Origin of the sequence: Salinibaculum rarum, assembly GCF_030505615.1 — an archaeon.
Lineage (GTDB): Archaea > Halobacteriota > Halobacteria > Halobacteriales > Haloarculaceae > Salinibaculum > Salinibaculum rarum.
The window spans coordinates 1466654-1481757 of the sequence record NZ_CP129992.1 but is presented as its reverse complement, the minus strand read 5'-3'; the positions used below and the strand labels follow the sequence as shown (position 1 = coordinate 1481757).

Annotated in this window: 15 protein-coding genes; 4 read left to right on the top strand and 11 right to left on the bottom strand. The window is 57.7% G+C overall.

Going from position 1 to position 15104, the window contains the following annotated elements; genetic code table 11:
- Positions 1-19 precede the first annotated feature (19 nt).
- The 6 genes from QYL91_RS07945 to QYL91_RS07920 form a co-directional block, all read right to left on the bottom strand.
- Complete coding sequence (locus tag QYL91_RS07945) at positions 20-997, bottom strand: DUF7983 family protein (RefSeq protein ID WP_302079966.1); 978 nt, start codon at positions 995-997, stop codon at positions 20-22.
- A 70-nt stretch (positions 998-1067) separates the two neighbouring features.
- On the bottom strand, positions 1068-1640 hold the full coding sequence (locus QYL91_RS07940) for a hypothetical protein (protein WP_302079965.1): 573 nt from the start codon (positions 1638-1640) through the stop codon (positions 1068-1070).
- 6 nt (positions 1641-1646) lie between these two features.
- Positions 1647-2042 (bottom strand): DUF7964 domain-containing protein, encoded by a 396-nt coding sequence (locus QYL91_RS07935; RefSeq protein ID WP_302079964.1) that lies wholly within the window; start codon positions 2040-2042, stop codon positions 1647-1649.
- Between the two features lie 41 nt (positions 2043-2083).
- Complete coding sequence (locus QYL91_RS07930; RefSeq protein WP_302079963.1) at positions 2084-2452, bottom strand: calcium-binding protein; 369 nt, start codon at positions 2450-2452, stop codon at positions 2084-2086.
- A gap of 164 nt (positions 2453-2616) precedes the next feature.
- Complete coding sequence (locus tag QYL91_RS07925) at positions 2617-3111, bottom strand: DUF8045 domain-containing protein (RefSeq protein WP_302079962.1); 495 nt, start codon at positions 3109-3111, stop codon at positions 2617-2619.
- Positions 3108-3467, bottom strand: a complete 360-nt coding sequence (locus QYL91_RS07920; RefSeq protein ID WP_302079961.1) for a DUF7964 domain-containing protein — start codon at positions 3465-3467, stop codon at positions 3108-3110. Before QYL91_RS07920 ends, QYL91_RS07925 begins: the two co-directional genes overlap by 4 nt.
- A 548-nt stretch (positions 3468-4015) precedes the next feature.
- Here QYL91_RS07920 and QYL91_RS07915 point away from each other — a divergent pair.
- On the top strand, positions 4016-5206 hold the full coding sequence (locus tag QYL91_RS07915; protein WP_302079960.1) for a transposase: 1191 nt from the start codon (positions 4016-4018) through the stop codon (positions 5204-5206).
- A gap of 248 nt (positions 5207-5454) precedes the next feature.
- On the opposite strand, the gene QYL91_RS07910 is transcribed toward QYL91_RS07915, so the two are convergent.
- The 5 genes from QYL91_RS07910 to QYL91_RS07890 all read right to left on the bottom strand — a co-directional run bounded on the left by QYL91_RS07910 (position 5455) and on the right by QYL91_RS07890 (position 10930).
- Positions 5455-7065: a hypothetical protein gene (locus QYL91_RS07910; protein WP_302079959.1), complete on the bottom strand. Its 1611-nt coding sequence runs from the start codon at positions 7063-7065 to the stop codon at positions 5455-5457.
- A gap of 292 nt (positions 7066-7357) precedes the next feature.
- Positions 7358-8431, bottom strand: coding sequence for a sensor histidine kinase (locus tag QYL91_RS07905; protein WP_302079958.1), 1074 nt, complete (start codon positions 8429-8431; stop codon positions 7358-7360).
- 603 nt (positions 8432-9034) lie between these two features.
- Positions 9035-9379, bottom strand: a complete 345-nt coding sequence (locus QYL91_RS07900) for a DUF7718 family protein (protein WP_302079957.1) — start codon at positions 9377-9379, stop codon at positions 9035-9037.
- On the bottom strand, positions 9380-9757 hold the full coding sequence (locus QYL91_RS07895) for an HVO_A0114 family putative DNA-binding protein (protein ID WP_302079956.1): 378 nt from the start codon (positions 9755-9757) through the stop codon (positions 9380-9382). It lies immediately after the preceding gene.
- Positions 9758-9931: 174 nt separating this feature from the next.
- Positions 9932-10930: a tyrosine-type recombinase/integrase gene (locus QYL91_RS07890; RefSeq protein WP_302079955.1), complete on the bottom strand. Its 999-nt coding sequence runs from the start codon at positions 10928-10930 to the stop codon at positions 9932-9934.
- Between the two features lie 221 nt (positions 10931-11151).
- Between QYL91_RS07890 and QYL91_RS07885 the strand changes: the two genes are divergently transcribed.
- From QYL91_RS07885 to QYL91_RS07875, 3 genes are read left to right on the top strand one after another with little or no spacing between them, the layout of a single operon-like run.
- On the top strand, positions 11152-12204 hold the full coding sequence (locus tag QYL91_RS07885; RefSeq protein WP_302079954.1) for a thiamine ABC transporter substrate-binding protein: 1053 nt from the start codon (positions 11152-11154) through the stop codon (positions 12202-12204).
- Complete coding sequence (locus QYL91_RS07880; RefSeq protein WP_417750565.1) at positions 12161-14050, top strand: ABC transporter permease; 1890 nt, start codon at positions 12161-12163, stop codon at positions 14048-14050. Before QYL91_RS07885 ends, QYL91_RS07880 begins: the two co-directional genes overlap by 44 nt.
- On the top strand, positions 14034-15101 hold the full coding sequence (locus tag QYL91_RS07875; protein WP_417750574.1) for an ABC transporter ATP-binding protein: 1068 nt from the start codon (positions 14034-14036) through the stop codon (positions 15099-15101). The genes QYL91_RS07880 and QYL91_RS07875 overlap by 17 nt, the downstream gene beginning before the upstream one ends.
- Positions 15102-15104: the final 3 nt, after the last annotated feature.

Genomic DNA, 15104 nt, shown 5'->3' with positions numbered 1-15104 from the left:
CCTGATGGGTTGTTACCCCTCAGCTTTCTAACTCCGAACCGGTCCGGAAGCTCGTAAGTTCGTCGATGCGGCTTTCCAGATCCTCGATTTCCTGTCGGAGCACCTCGGCTTCTTCGTCCTCTGTGGCGGCGAGTTGATCCTTGAGCCCCTGAAGACGGGTTTCTTTCAGTTCTTCGTCTACCTCGGCCTTCCGGACGTACTCGGACTCTTCGATGTCGTACACGTCGTCTTCTGACAGTTCCGTGACCTCCAAGGCGTCATCTACCTTGTCGCGGTCCACGCCCAGCACGCGCTCGCGGTCGATACCAGCCTCTTCCAGCGTCTCCAGCACCTCTTCCTCATCCTTCAGCGAGCGGTTTCGGCGTGCTGTCCGCTGGACGGACCCGAATGGTCCGCTGACGGGTCGATCGTGGTGGAGGCGGTTCAACAACACGTCGGCCACGGATTGGCGAAGATCGTTTGCGTTCCGCTGGACGTCAGAGAGCAGGGTGTAGAGGTTCACCAGCGCGTCCGTTTCCACGTCCTCCAATACGTCTACCTCGTGGCGCTCGAGCGCGTCCACGAGCAACATCGCGTCCGCGTACACGTCCAAATCCGGCTCCTTGCGTTCCTCTTCCCTCGCGGAGTTGCCTTCGCCGTCGAGGAGTTGGGTGGTGGTGGGCCCTTCTTTCTCGACGATCACGCCTCTGTCCTCGTCGATCTCGAAGCGTGGATGCACGCTCAAGACAGTTGGATACGGGTCGGCGTCGGGCGGGAGGCGGTCGAGTTCGAACCCGTCCGGCTCGTCGGTGATACGACGGTAGAGCGTCTCGAACTGGTCCCGTTGGAGGGAACGGGTCTCGTCGATGTCACGCTCAAGGAACTCGATGACGACTCGTTGCTCCTGTACGTCCGTGACCTGAAATCGGTTATGCGATAGCGGCGTGATGAGTGTCACATCGGCGTGAAGTTCGTCTAGTTCGTCTAGAAGGGTGTGCCACGAGACGCTGAAGGCCATACCTGAGTCTGTTGGCAGCGACGGCCAAAGTCGTGTGGGTCAAGGAGCCGTAGTTTACGACGGGAGCCGGTTACTCGTCGTTTAGTCCCTCAGAAATCATCTCTTTGAGCGTTGGACCTTTGCTGAATTGTACGTCCTGCTGCGCCTGCTGGATGTGCTCTAGTTTCTTGCCGCTCGCTTCGACAATCATCTCGTCGAGACGAGCGAGAAGCTCGTCGATTCGGTCCCCGAGACCCGTCATCTGGTACGCTACTGTGAGGTTCTTGAGCCCCTTGATTGCGGCCCGCCGCACGCGCCCGTCGTCGTCATCTAGAGCCGTCAAATAAAACTCCTCAAGACGGTCTAGAGCCTGCGTCGTGTCGCTCGGAACCAAGTGGTCGGACAGTTCGGCTTCGGAGGCAGCCTGGTCGATCACGTCGAAGAGTCGCCGACGTGGCGCCAATTCCCGTGCGAACCGAACGACGGACTGCCGCTGATACCCGTCCCCATCCTCGTAGAGCTCCAGACACATCTCGAAGGCGTCGTCGAACAGCTCGGCCCGCTCCTCCGCCTCCATCTCTTTCAGCTCCTCAATCACTGGGTTCACCTCGTCCGGGTCGCCCGATGCGAGTGCGTCCCGAAACTCCTCGAGTTGCTCGGTCATGTGTGGTCAGGTGTCTGTGCGGGCGTCGAATTTCTCTGGGTTCGATTCGACCAGTTCGGGTGGAATCCCGTACAGTTCGGTGATGATGCGCCGCATCGCGTCCTCGCGGTTGATGTCGTCGTAGCCACGGTATTCGAGTAGTGCATCGTACGCTGCCTCGTACGCGTCGCCGTCCTCGTCGTCTTCGGTAGCGACGACGGTCCAGCCACTCTCAGCTTCGAGATAGGCGAGGGCAACGACAGTTTCGTCCATGAACAGCAGGACATCGTGTATCCGTTGGTGGCCGTCGTCTTCCCTGATGCTCTCCGGTGTCGCTGGAAATACGAGGTCAATCCCGTCTCCATCGGAGAGTGCGTCGGCCTCCGCCTTAGCGAGAGGACGGTCGGGGAGACTGTCGAGCATATCCGGCCGTTCGATGGCCACGCCATTAGTCGCTGTCCTCGTCAAAACATATAGCCACGTCCGTCCCAGTAGTGCCAGTCCGCGACCGCTTGCTCCGTGTCGGAATCAACATCAATCGGCTCCAGTTGTGCCAGCGGTACACCGAATTCCTTGCCCATCCACTCGATGGTAACGAACATCTCGCTCTCCGATGCCTCGACTGAAGACATCTCCACGACCTGCACAGTTTCGCCCTCCTCCAGCGGTGACACTTCCCGTTCTTCGATACAGCGTGCCTCGAACGGAAACCGGATCGTATCTTCGAGATAGGTGTACCAGCCGATTGCACGCTCGTGCCGATCGTAGGCATCGACGACGATCCGCATCCTGATGCGCTCTTCACGTTCCTCGTTCTTGTCTACCTTTGTCATTGCTCGTAGTAGGACGTCTGAGTGTAAGACGTTCAGGGAGAACCTCAAGGAGGAAGGGCACCGAGATTCGGGTAGCTACCGGCGTGCAGGTTCGCGCGAGCCGGGGACAGACATCGGTGGACGACCGCTGGGAAAACCGGTCTGCGAGACGCCAGCGTGCGACGCTACGACAATTCGTGGCCGCAGTTCGGACAGAAACTCTCGTCACCCTCCAGCAGCGAGAGGCATTCGACACAGATTCGATTGCTCGGCGAGGTGGCGATATCTTCGAGAAAATCCATCGCAGTTTGCGACTCGGCACCCGGTCCATAGCCGTCAGCGTAGCCTGGCAGCGTCGAGGCCCACTGGACAGTCCCGCCATCATCGACAACCGCGACGTTCCCAGCGATGTCGAACTTCCCGTAGCGCTTGAACGCCTCCGACGGGACCCGGTTGATGCTCTGATTCAGGTCGGGATTTCGCTTCAGGTCGCGCTCGTAGACACCCTCGGGTGTCAGCGACCGTACTTCGCCCGGGAAGTCAGTAATCGGCCCGTGCTGGTTGTCGATTCGGTCAATCTCAACAACGATGTCGTGCTCGTCGTGAAGCCTTCGCAAGAGTCGGAGTGCGTGGTCGTGCCAGTCGCGGTTGTCTGCGTCAGCGTAGTAGCGGAGAATCATACGTCCGAATCAGTGTTTTCTGTGGCCGCAATGCGGTCCGAGAGGCTTTCGGCGAGCCATTCGTTGGCGAGGTCGCTCGCACGATCGACCATCTCGTCATGACTCAGCTCTTCACTCTCGAAGGACTCGTAGACGCGCCACCGTTCCGCGCTCGGATCGAAGACGATTACGTGCGTCCTCGCTTCCATATTCAGGAGGAACGCTTCGATTGTCCCGGGTGTCGAACCCGGGAATCCCATCGCTCCGCGGATTTTCGGATTGTCGCTTTCACCGATCTGCCTCACCATGTCGTCCGTAATGGGTTGGCTCGGGAGTGTCGAGAGAAACGAAGGGGACGCCTCTGAATTGTCGGACATATATCCTGTTCGTAGCAAGACTGCTTGAATCCGTGGAATCAATTACGAGCAAACATGGCAGACGCTCGACAGAGTGGGACGACCAATAGAATCGGGGCCTTACCAAACGACGAAATAAGTGCCAAGTGTATTATATTTACACCAGTTAGTGTGCAAGATACACAGCGCGAATCTTGCACGGAATTCTTTCTCGCTTCCAGAGAAGTGAATCACTCGATACAGGGCGCGTATTAGTCACTGATCTTACGGCAACCGGTGAGGCAACAAATTGCTAGAGACAGCGCAGACAGTGAACGGAGTCAAAGAGGCATCCATGATGGTTAAACACTGGTCAAAGCCGTTCAATCTGATCAATCTGTGACATCAGCCCGACGACGTGGGAACCATTGAATGTTGGTGTATGAACGTGCTTCCAAGCGAAGTGTGAATTCGACGTGCCAGTTTGTGAGTGATTGCTGAAAGATAGCATCGACAGAACGGCGTTAGTTCTCTTGAGACAGGGAACTTCTCAAGTTGTTAGAAGGATGGTGCGGTAGGTTGATGTGTTCATGACCACCTCCGCACCGACTGGAACTATCGTCCCGACAAATGAAGAGCTACCGGTTCTTCGGCTTTCTCAACCAGAGTGCCCTGACTGTGGCGGCCCTGTCTCCAGGAACGGTGGATACGAGCGGCACCCGCAGGGCTGCCAGCCCCTGCGGGTGCAGCGATACATCTGTGCGAACTGTCGCTCGTTTTCGCCAACACACCCTGCTGTTGCAGACGATCACCACTATCCACGTGCAGTCACACAACTCGCCACGACCATCGACGTACTCACTGATTCCTCGCTCGAAAATCGCCAAGACGCTCTCACCATCCATTACAACGTCCGACCCTCTGATCAACAGATCCACAACTGGTGTACCGAGCAGACGGCGGAGATCGTCGCAAACGATCTCCCCGTCATCTCCGGCGTTTTCACCTACGACGAACAGTATCTCACGATTGACGGCAGCCGCGCATATCGGCTCACTGTCTACGACGAACTACTTCGTGCACCGGTCGCCGAAACCATCGCCGACCGGTGCACCAAAGAGACCGTCCGCGAGTTTCTCACCACTGTCCTTGGGGAAAAACCAGTTCACGTCGTCACAACCGATGGTCGGTCAGACTACCCCGAGATAATCGAAGACAAGCTTGACGCTGTCCACCACCGCTGTAACTTTCACTTTCTGAAAAACGGTGAGAAAAAGCTTCGCAACACCGTTTTCGAGAGTGTTCGCTACACCAACACAGAACGTCTCCGCGGCGCAATTGTCTGGAGTGAGTTCAAGCAAGTGTTTGCTTCGCAGTCGTATGAAGCCGCAGTCCGTCGGTTTGGGGCAGTGCTCGATAAAATCGAGCAACTGCCCAAGGAGTTGCGAACAGCCGTCAAAGACGTGATGGAAGAGTTCGATACGTTCCTCGGACACCTTCGGCATGAAGCAGTTCCAAGCACGACAAACAATCTGGAGCGGTACTACGGCCACACGAAACCGACGCAGATCAAGCGTCGGTTTCGGTCAGATGAGCACGCACGAGCGTTTCTAAAACAGCAGATGTCCCTGCACACGCTCAAGCAAGGACTCATTTCTCGTGAACGGTCGCTTTCGCTTGGCCGCGAACTCTTTCCAACTGTGTCGATGGAACAGCTTGAACCGCTGTTTACCGAGTCCAAACAACGGTACTTGTCGTGGCGAGATCGAGAAACGGACTAAAGATTCTCTGACAGCGCTGCCCGCCCGTCCGGAGCGGCAGCGCTGTCACCCCACATAAATATCGCAAAAGAAGTGAATGAATAGATAACTTTCTTTACGAATCTTCTATATTTCCCGTCATGTCTCCAGCAGACACCCGTATTCCTGATTAGACTCTGAGAGAAGTCTTCGCGTCATTTCCGCAATCACACCTCATTTGGATAGCGCTGTATGAACCGGTCTTAGCGCAAAGAGAATGCTGCGTTGAATTACGCTGTGGCATCTCTTGTCCCTTTCAGGCAGTTACCGTCAGCATCATAGACTGTGGCAGTCAGCGTGTACGTTTCACCTGACACGACATCATACGACCCTGCGTCAATGTCGATCTTCTTTTCCTTAATCTGCTGTTGATTGTTGGCTGGATCAATTGTTTTCGTTGCTACAGTGGTCCCACTTTGATCAGTTACAACGAGTTCTATCCTGTCAAGATCGTTGTCACCGTCGTCGTCTTTCGCTTGTATCTGTTGAATTTCAAAGAGGTTATCTTGGCTGTCTGCCGTGAATTGTTGTATTTTATTTATTCTGATACTTGTCCCATCACACGCTTGGTCTCCCGGGTTACCTGAGTTACCATCGTCGTCCACAATCGTGACAGTCTCTGTGACGCGTTCGTACTTGGTGGAATTCCCCTTGATATAGAATGTCAGTTCCACATTTTCTTGAGCTGGGTCATTATCGTCGTCGTTAGGCGCTCGATACGTGAACGTGAGTTCGCCGTCGCTGGTTGTAGAACCTGAAGCCGTGTCTCCGGCTCCACTGTTGCCAATGAATAGGTCACCATTGCCATTGAACCCTGTGTCAGCAGTCACGATTTCACCGGTTACTGATGCCCCGCTAATCGGGTTATTATACCGATCACGCACCTCTACTGTCACTTGTCCAGTTCGATCTTCAGATAACTCAGTGGGGAGTCCTTCTCTGTCAACAATATAAGTTGCGTCAGGGTCCACAGTACCGGTACCAACGCCGACTTTCATCATCCGCAAATTGTACGTCCCTTGTGCTAACTCAATCGTCACATTGCTTCCTGTGACAGAGACATCCGTTACCTTGTCTTGGTCTTCTAGTCCGGATTTGTGCCATGCACTCCTGTCCGCGATGGTCGTCGGAATCGTCAGCGTGATATTTTTGTCTCCTGTGTTTTGGACTCGAACCGACTCTGTGGAGACACTCAGTGGTGTTGTCGTAACCGTGGCTGTTGCGCCTCCGCCAGTCCCCGATTCACGAAGTGATCCATTCAGGACAACAAGCGAGATTCGATCCCCTTTGATCAAAAACTGTCCTCCTACAGAGAGGTTCGCAGTATCGAATGTATTGAAGACTGTCCCTGCCGTAATTGTCGTTGTCGGGGCATTGCGATAACGGGTGTAGGTTGGGACATATGCGATATCCCGTGTGGTGTAGTTCAATTCTGTCGTTGTCGAATCCAGATAATCAGCCGTTTCAGAGTCAATAGCGGTAATGTTGGTGAGAGTGATGTTGTTCGACCCATCAGGGTTAGGTTTTAATGTTCCAATTTCACCACCGCTGACGGCGAGGTTAGGCGTCAACAACCGTTCTGGATAATCGACACCAAGTTGAATTGTGGTCGTCTGTGCCGTTCCGGTGGTGCCAGTTCGGAGAATCGCGTCTCGGAGTTCAAGCATCTGCTGCTGCGCCTGTTGGTTATGCGAATACTCCGCCTGCCAGTTTTGCTGTGGGACTGCCGTCCCGAGATAGGTAGTGTATGCGATAGTGACGATCCCGAAGATGAGAATAAACCCAATGACCGCCGACACTCCACGGGAAGAGAAAGAGGATGTTTCACCTAAACGTCGCATACACACAAATTTGTTATCAGGTACTAAATAGATGCGATACAATACAGCGGTGACATAACAATGGAGAGTTCAGATCAGTGGTGTTCGATATGCACGCTTTAGTGAGCGGTTGGTTCAGCATTTTCAGCGTGGAATAAATATAGCCTTCGTGCTGACTGCACGCTCTGAGTCGGTCACGGTGATTATGATAGAGAATGGATGGGTCGATAGCGTCAGTGCAAGATAGAAGGCGCGTATCGGTCACCAGCTCGGCACACGACCTACCCGAGTTGAATCGGTCAGTACAGATGATCTATCCATCACCGTACTCTACGCCGGTGATCTCAAATCGCGCTCCGCCCTCATCGCTTTCGGTCACACTGATTTGCCAATTATGAGCCTCAGCAATTCTCTTGACAATACTAAGTCCGAGTCCAGTCCCTTCGCTGGACCCGGAGTAACCACTCTCGAATATGCGTTCGCGTTCAGATTCGGGGATACCCGGCCCGTTATCTTCGATGTAGAATCCAGTAGCATCTTCACATCTTCCGACACGGATCGTCACGTCTTCTCCACCGTGTTCGAGTGCGTTTCGAAAGAGATTCTCATAGAGATGTTGGAGACGATCTTTGTCGGCTCTAATCGTCGCTGACCCGTCGGTTTGGAGCGTCGCATCGGCTGACTCGACCGTGTTCCAGCACTGCGTGGCTACGTCCGATAGGTCCACCAGTGTAGTGTCACCGACGGCTTGACCCATTCGTGCCAGAGTCAACGTTTCCTCAATGATTTCGTCCATTCGAGTGTGAGCTTCGGAAATGGGTTCAAGATGTGGACTATCGCACTCCTCTCGAAGGAGATCAAGTCGCCCCTCAGCAACGTTTAATGGGTTACGTAAATCGTGTGCGACTATACTGGCAAACTCCTCAAGGTGGTCTCGTTCCTCTTGAATTTCTTGCTGACGGCGGCGGGCCTGTTCAGATTCGACAGCTCGCTGAATTGCCCGAACATAAAGAACACCAATCGTCAAACCAACACCCCCACCGATGGCGGCACTCCACCGCACTGTCCCGATGAGCATCAGCGGAGGTAACGATTGGACTGAACTGGCAACGATAAGAATGAGAACAACAGTTACGCTCATTCCGCCAATCCACCAGTGCGCCACAGATTCATATCGATCAGGTGTCAACTCACTGTTTGCCAGCCAATACCCACCGTAAATAAGTCCGATAATGAACGGTATCGATGTAATTATTCCCGGTAGAAATTCGGGAGGAATCGCTTTAAACCAGAATATGAATATTAAACCTTCACCGGCGGATATAAGTCCGTGAAGTATCCCTACTGCTGAAATAAAATGGGGCCAGCGCTCTGGAAAATTCCGCATATGTTTTTAGGATACAATTTACACAGTCGTTTATAGATAGGTGGTCGGGAAGCTATTGAAACGTTTTAAGTATTAGTTCGAGCCTTCTGAGATTCATTTGCATTATGACGGGTTTCGACTTCTTCTGCCACCTCTTTGGGGACCGAATTCGTTTCGATAGATTTTGCTACGAGACTGTGAACTTCCGCTTTGTCGGCCCGCCAGTCTTCCGACATATCATACCACACTACGCGGAGGTGTTTTCCTCATAACTAAAAACCCACCGTCGGATCTATATTTATACCGAACAAGAGGCAGACACACTGAGCGGGTGATTCAACGGAGAGTAGCTGAAAGAAACGCACTTGCTGTGCTGACTACATCCTCTGAGGGCGCAGTAGAAAGGTTAATTCGGAACCGAAGTAAGAGAACCAAAGCCTCTACTGCCGATACTTAGGGGGCAAATTTCCATTTGACCCCCTTCTTACGGCGCCCTCATCCTCTATATCTTGCACGGAGTTACCTGATAGCGCTTAGACAGACACTGCTGTTTCACTGCCTTTGGAAAGGGCCCAATTCGACAACAGCGTTGAAGCGACGAATGGTGCTCTCAACGGACTGCGTTCAGTAGTGGTTTTCGAAGAACTGGTCAGCGTACTCGCGCCAATTCGAGAGTAACTCTCGCTGGGCATCCTCGTAAGTGAAGTCTTGACCGAGCCAGTCCTTGCGCTGGTCGGGTTCGTAGAGACGGTCGAAGTGGGGTTCGCCGTGTTCAGTGTCGATGCGAGCGACTTCGGCGTGGCTCGCGTAGGGGTCATCGGGCTGGAAGTGGATGCTGATCCCCCACTTTTCGGCGTCCGCCGAGGGGTCAAACCCATCGAAATTGTCAGGGTCGGGTTCCACGAAGACGGTAGCGAAGAAGTCCCGGCCACGGTGGGGTGGAAGGTTGAGGGTTCGAAGTTTGTGCATTTAGTAGACGACCGGCTCAATAACAACGTGTTCGTGTTTCAAGACGGGACGCTTCGCTTCGCCGTCACCGCTCCCCTCGTACTCAATGACGTCGAGTTCGGCTAGTCGACGGAGATCCTTGCTGACCGCGCCCTTGTCGCGGTCAAGTTTGCGTGCGAGGTCGCGGACCGACTTGACCGCATCCCCATGGCGTTCGAGGTAGCCGACCAGTTCGAGGCGGCTCTCAGTGAGGACATCGCGGCCGTTCTCCCGACGAAGAATGAGAACATCCGTGTAGCCCTGCGCGTTGAGGTCGTCGGCGAACTCGTCCTGGCGCAGAATCCGCTCAGTGATACGATCATCCGGCCCGTCACCCGTGTCGGCGTCTGGCCGTGACATACCGTTGCCTACTACATCAACGGTTATATTACTGGCGGTGAGCCGACCGTCCAGGAGCGGAGATTGCAAGAGCAATCACTCGCTCAAGGGGACATCCTCAATACTTCTCGAACACTCACAGTGATACCGTGAGCGGACAGCCATCGCAATCCAGCGAGGTCGCCGTATATACGATCAGACCTTGTCGAGGTAGCCGCGACGCTGTTCCAGTTTCACCTCCTCGGACCGCTGGTCGTAGTGCTCGTCCAAGACATCCCTGCTCACGTTCATCCGGTCACTCAGGATTTCGACGGGAACGTCCTCACTCAGAAAGTGCGTAATACTCCCTCGCCGGATGGCGTGCGGGTATACTGCCTCCGGACAGGTTTTCGCCGTGCCTTTGTTGCAGTCCGGACAATCAAGGTCCCGGAAGCACGGAGCGGTTACTCTGTACACTATCTCGCGGATGGTACTCCGATGCATTCGCCCCTCGCTCGTCGTCAGCAGCGGTCTCCGGCCGTTGTCGTCGGTCACGTCCCGCCGCCTGTTTTCGACGTATTCGGTTAGCAGCTCAGTTAGCTCCGGGGTGATTGCGACCGGCCGCTCACCCCCTTGCCCGTTTTTCAGCGGTGTTCCTTCTTCGGGACGGTGTTGGAGATCGATTCGCTCGTCTTCGAAGTCCACGTCTTGGAGGTCGATAGACATGGCAGCGCCGATCCGCATCCCAGTTTCCCACAGGAGTGCGATGACGACGTGCTCGGTGGACGCAAAGTGGTACTTCCGAAGGTAGTCAAGCAGTTCCTGAGCCGTGTCCGAATCCAGCATCTCCTCACGGTGACGGTCCCCGTGACCGACCTGTGGGATGATTAGTTTGTCGTAGAGGTTCGGCGGGACAGCTTCGATCGACGCGGCCCATTTCAGGAACACGCGTAGCGAACACAGGTGGTTCCGGATCGTCGTCTCTGCGAGGTCCTTCGACTTCTTGCGCCACATGTGGAACTGCTGGAGGTCCCGTCCAGTGAGGTCGTTGAGGTTGTCGATTCCGTTGTCTTCGCACCACTCGAGGAAGTACTGGAGGCGGTAGCGGTAGTTCCTGACTGTCGCTTCCGCGCACGCGCTCTCCTTATGATCGATGAAGAGGTCGAACGCGACGGTCGGTTCGATCGGTTCGAGATCGTCGTTTGCGGTTGTCATTGAGTCTCATGGAACACATTCTGACGGTGTTCTACCCCCGTAAATTAGCCGTTTAGGGATCCTATGAGCCTCAGAACTTTTCCGCCCCGACCCATCCGCTTACTTCCTGAATGTGAAGGACAGGCCAATTCACCAGGGTAGCTGCAGGCACGTCGTAGTTCAGGTAGCAGCTGTCTGGGGAAACAGCCAGTTTGAATACCACTGAGTGCGACCACCGAGTAATGGATAGACGGAAATTCCTCTCCGTGACGGGTGCCACAGCCACCGCCGCAGTGGGTGGCTGTATCTCGCCAGGGAGTACGGGCGGGAGGAGTACGCTGGTCGTCGGGACGTACAGTTCGTTCATCGATTCGCCGTCCTCCTCGCCGGGAGCGTGGCTCAAAGAGGAGTTCGAAAGCGAGTTCGACACCGACCTGGTCTACCAGACGCCGAGCAACGAACTGAACCACTACGTCCAGCGCAAGCAGGCGGGCGTCGACATCGAGGCCGACGTGTATCTGGGCATAAACATCGAAGACCTCGTCCGCATCGACCGGGAACTCGACGAGTCGCTGTTTGCCGAGTCCGGCGACATCGAGGGAAGCGAGGATGTCAGGTCCGGGCTGGCGTTCGACCCGCAGAACCGCGCGGTGCCCTACGACACGGGGTATGTCAGCCTCGTCTACGACGGAACCCAGATGACCGCACCGGAAACGTTCGATGGCCTGCTCGCCGACGACGTAGCGGGCGACCTCATCGCACAGAACCCCGGCAGTTCCTCGACCGGGCAGGCGTTTCTCCTGCACACCATCAAAGAGTACGGTACGGACGGCTATCTCGACTACTGGGCGGACCTGCAGGACAACGGCGTGCAGGTGCTTGGCTCGTGGAGCGACGCCTACGGCGCGTGGAGCAGCGGCGAGGCACCGATGGTCGTCTCTTACTCCACTGACCAGGTGTTTGCCGACCAGGAGGGACAGAACCTCGAAAAGCACCAGGTCCGGTTCCTGAACGACCAGGGCTATGCCAACCCGGAAGGAATGGCGCGGTTTGCCGGCAGCGAGCAGTCGGAGGCCGCCCGCGAGTTCATGTCGTTCATGCTTCGTCCCGAAATCCAGGGCGAAATCGCGGTCCAGAACGTCCAGTTCCCGGCGACAGACACCGCCGAGGTCCCCAGCGACTACGCGGAACTGGCTCAGGAGCCACCCGAACCAGTGACGTTCACGTACGAGGAACTCCAGGGTCAGGTCAGTGAGTGGATCGGAGACTGGGAGCGACAGTTCGCCAGCAACTGAACCCGTGACCGACGACAGCACGGCCGCCGGCCCGCCGTCCGAGAGCGGGCCAGACCGTCCGGCAGGGTCGGGTCGGCGACGGATTCGCAGGGCCGTCGAGCGACGGTCGCTCCCGGCGCTCGCGGCGGCCTCGGTCGCCCTGCTGGTCGTGATGTTCTACTACCCGGTCGCGACGGTGTTCGTCGATGCCGTGTTTGTCGAGGGACAGGCGACGCTCCAGGTATTCTGGGCTATCCTCACCGACCCGTTCTACTTCGGTGAACTGGCGCGGTTGTTCGCGGGCGAGAACCCGCTTGCCGTACTCGAGGCTACGCTCTCGCCGGACCGCCGACTCGGTATCGTCGGCTTCACCGCCTACCAGGCCGCGCTCTCGACGGTCGTCAGCGTCGTCGTCGGCGTGCCGCTGGCGTACCTGCTGGCACGCTACGAGTTTCCCGGCCGACGCACCATCCGGTCGCTGACGATTCTCCCGTTCGTGCTCCCATCTATCATGGTCGCCGTGGGATTTTTCGCGACGTTCGGAGCCGACGGGACACTGAACGCCGCGCTCGAACTGGTCGGCCTCGGGCCAGTTGACCTGCTACCCTCGCTCGAAGCCATCGTCGTGGCACACGCCTTCTACAACGCGCCGCTCGTGGCCCGAATCACGACCGCAGCGTGGGAGTCGGTCGACGCCAGCGCCGTCGAGACGGCACGGAGTCTCGGCGCCAGTCCCTTCCGGGCGTTCCGCGACGTGGTGTGGCCGCAGGTGTCGCCGGCGATACTGATGGGCGCCGCGCTGACCTTCGTGTTCACCTTCGGAACCTTCCCCATCGTGCTCGCGCTGGGCGGGTTCGAACTGGCGACCGTCGAGGTGTTCGTCTACCAGCTCATCCGCGACCTCAACTACGCCGAGGGGGCGGCGCTGGCGCTCGTCGAACTGGCAATCTCGCTGTCGCTGCTGTACGCCTATCTCCGGTACGAGGCGGCAAACACGGTCCAGTCCGGCGGCACCCGCCCACAGGAGCGCCGGCCGCTGATGCCACCGTCGCGCTCGCTTCGGGAACTGGTCCCCCGAGTCGGACTGGTGGTCTACGCCGTCGTCGCGCTCGTGTTGTTTGCCGCCCCCATCGCGAGCATGGTGTATGCCAGTGTCTCGGGGCCGAGCGGCCTCACGCTGGAGCACTACCGGTTCCTCGTCCAGCGACAGGCGACGGGCGCGGCCTTCCAGGTCCGTCCGTGGCCGGCCGTGCGAAACTCCCTGCTGTTTGGCGTCGCAGCGCTGGCGGTCGCGCTCCCGATGGGTGTGGTCGTCTCGGTGCTGACGACCCGGGACTATCGGGGCCGAACGCTCGTCGACACCGTCGCGATGGCACCCCTCTCCATATCGGGTATCATCGTCGGACTCGGACTGCTCCGGGGTCTCGTCTTCGGTATCGAAATCGGCGGTTCCCGCGTTGCCGTCGGCGGCGCACTCGCCATCGTCGCCGCCCACGCTGTCGCAGGGTATCCCTTCGTCGTCCGCATCGTCGCGCCCGGCCTGGAGTCGCTCGACCGACAACTCGTCGAGTCCGCACGGGCGCTTGGCGCACCCAGGGCGCGGGCGCTACTCGACGTGGAACTCCCACTCGTGTGGCCGGCAGTCGTCGCCGGTGCGGCCTTTGCCTTCGCGCTCTCGATTGGGGAGTTCTCCGCGACGGCCGTCCTCGCCTCCGGGACCGGCCAGTACACGATGCCAATCGCCATCGAGCGCTTCATCGGCCGACGGCTCGGCCCCGCCACAGCGATGGGTGTCGTCTTGCTGGTCGTCACGAGCGTGAGTTTCCTCCTCATCGACCGACTTGGAGGTGATCGCGTTGGCCTCTAACCCAGCGCTGCAACTCGACGGCGTGACGCGACGGTACGGCGATACGGCAGCCGTCGACGACCTCTCGCTGTCGGTCGACGAGGGAGAGTTTTTCACGCTGGTCGGCCCCTCCGGCTGTGGCAAGACGACAACGCTGCGACTGATTGCAGGGTTCGAGGAGCCGACCAGCGGCTCGGTTCGGTTTGGCGGGCGCGACGTGGCCGGCGTCCCACCCGAAAACCGGGACGTCGGCGTGGTCTTCCAGAACTACGCGCTCTTCCCGCACATGACCGTCGGCGAGAACGTCGCCTACGGGCTGAACTTCGCGGACCCGCCCGGCGGCGTCAGCGACGACGAGCGCGTCGCAGAGCTCTTAGAACTGGTCGACCTGCCGGGAATCCAGAAGCGAGACCCCGATAGCCTCTCCGGTGGCCAGCGACAGCGCGTCGCGATGGCTCGGGCGCTGGCTCCCGGGCCGGAGGTCCTCCTGCTGGACGAGCCGATGAGCGCACTGGACGCCAAGCTCCGCGAACAGCTCCGGGTCCAGGTCCGCGAGATTCAACAGCAACTGGACATCACGACAGTCTACGTCACCCACGACCAGGAAGAGGCGCTTGCGGTGTCAGACCGTGTGGCTGTCCTGGCCGACGGCACCGCCGAGCAGGTGGGAACCCCGCGGGACATCTACCACCGGCCCACGTCCCGCTTCGTCGCCGAGTTCGTCGGCGACAACAACGTCTTCGACGGCCAGGTCCGGACTGTCGACGACACAGCCACAGTCGCAGTCGGCGACGGGGAACTGTCGGTCGGTCTCGAAGACTGGCAGGGCACCCCCATCTCGACTGGCGACCGACTCGCGTTCTGTGTCCGACCCGAGTCGATGGTCGTCGGGAGTGACTCGAATTGTCTCACTGCAACCGTCGCCAGCGCGGAGTTTCTGGGTGAACAGACACGCGTGTACCTCGACTGGGCGGGCCGCGACCTCATGGTTCGAACCCGGGAGTCACTCGACGGAACGGTCACTGTCGGCTTCGACCCGGCGGACGCACACGTCGTCGAGCGACGCGACTGACCG

Coding starts and splice junctions, on each gene's coding strand:
- QYL91_RS07920 (WP_302079961.1), bottom strand. CDS start 3,467: ATGTCCGACAATTCAGAGGCGTCCCCTTCGTTTCTCTCGACACTCCCG.
- QYL91_RS07890 (WP_302079955.1), bottom strand. CDS start 10,930: ATGACAACCGCAAACGACGATCTCGAACCGATCGAACCGACCGTCGCG.
- QYL91_RS07910 (WP_302079959.1), bottom strand. CDS start 7,065: ATGCGACGTTTAGGTGAAACATCCTCTTTCTCTTCCCGTGGAGTGTCG.
- QYL91_RS07905 (WP_302079958.1), bottom strand. CDS start 8,431: ATGCGGAATTTTCCAGAGCGCTGGCCCCATTTTATTTCAGCAGTAGGG.
- QYL91_RS07900 (WP_302079957.1), bottom strand. CDS start 9,379: ATGCACAAACTTCGAACCCTCAACCTTCCACCCCACCGTGGCCGGGAC.
- QYL91_RS07885 (WP_302079954.1), top strand. CDS start 11,152: ATGGATAGACGGAAATTCCTCTCCGTGACGGGTGCCACAGCCACCGCC.
- QYL91_RS07915 (WP_302079960.1), top strand. CDS start 4,016: ATGACCACCTCCGCACCGACTGGAACTATCGTCCCGACAAATGAAGAG.
- QYL91_RS07945 (WP_302079966.1), bottom strand. CDS start 997: ATGGCCTTCAGCGTCTCGTGGCACACCCTTCTAGACGAACTAGACGAA.
- QYL91_RS07930 (WP_302079963.1), bottom strand. CDS start 2,452: ATGACAAAGGTAGACAAGAACGAGGAACGTGAAGAGCGCATCAGGATG.
- QYL91_RS07895 (WP_302079956.1), bottom strand. CDS start 9,757: ATGTCACGGCCAGACGCCGACACGGGTGACGGGCCGGATGATCGTATC.
- QYL91_RS07935 (WP_302079964.1), bottom strand. CDS start 2,042: ATGCTCGACAGTCTCCCCGACCGTCCTCTCGCTAAGGCGGAGGCCGAC.
- QYL91_RS07925 (WP_302079962.1), bottom strand. CDS start 3,111: ATGATTCTCCGCTACTACGCTGACGCAGACAACCGCGACTGGCACGAC.
- QYL91_RS07940 (WP_302079965.1), bottom strand. CDS start 1,640: ATGACCGAGCAACTCGAGGAGTTTCGGGACGCACTCGCATCGGGCGAC.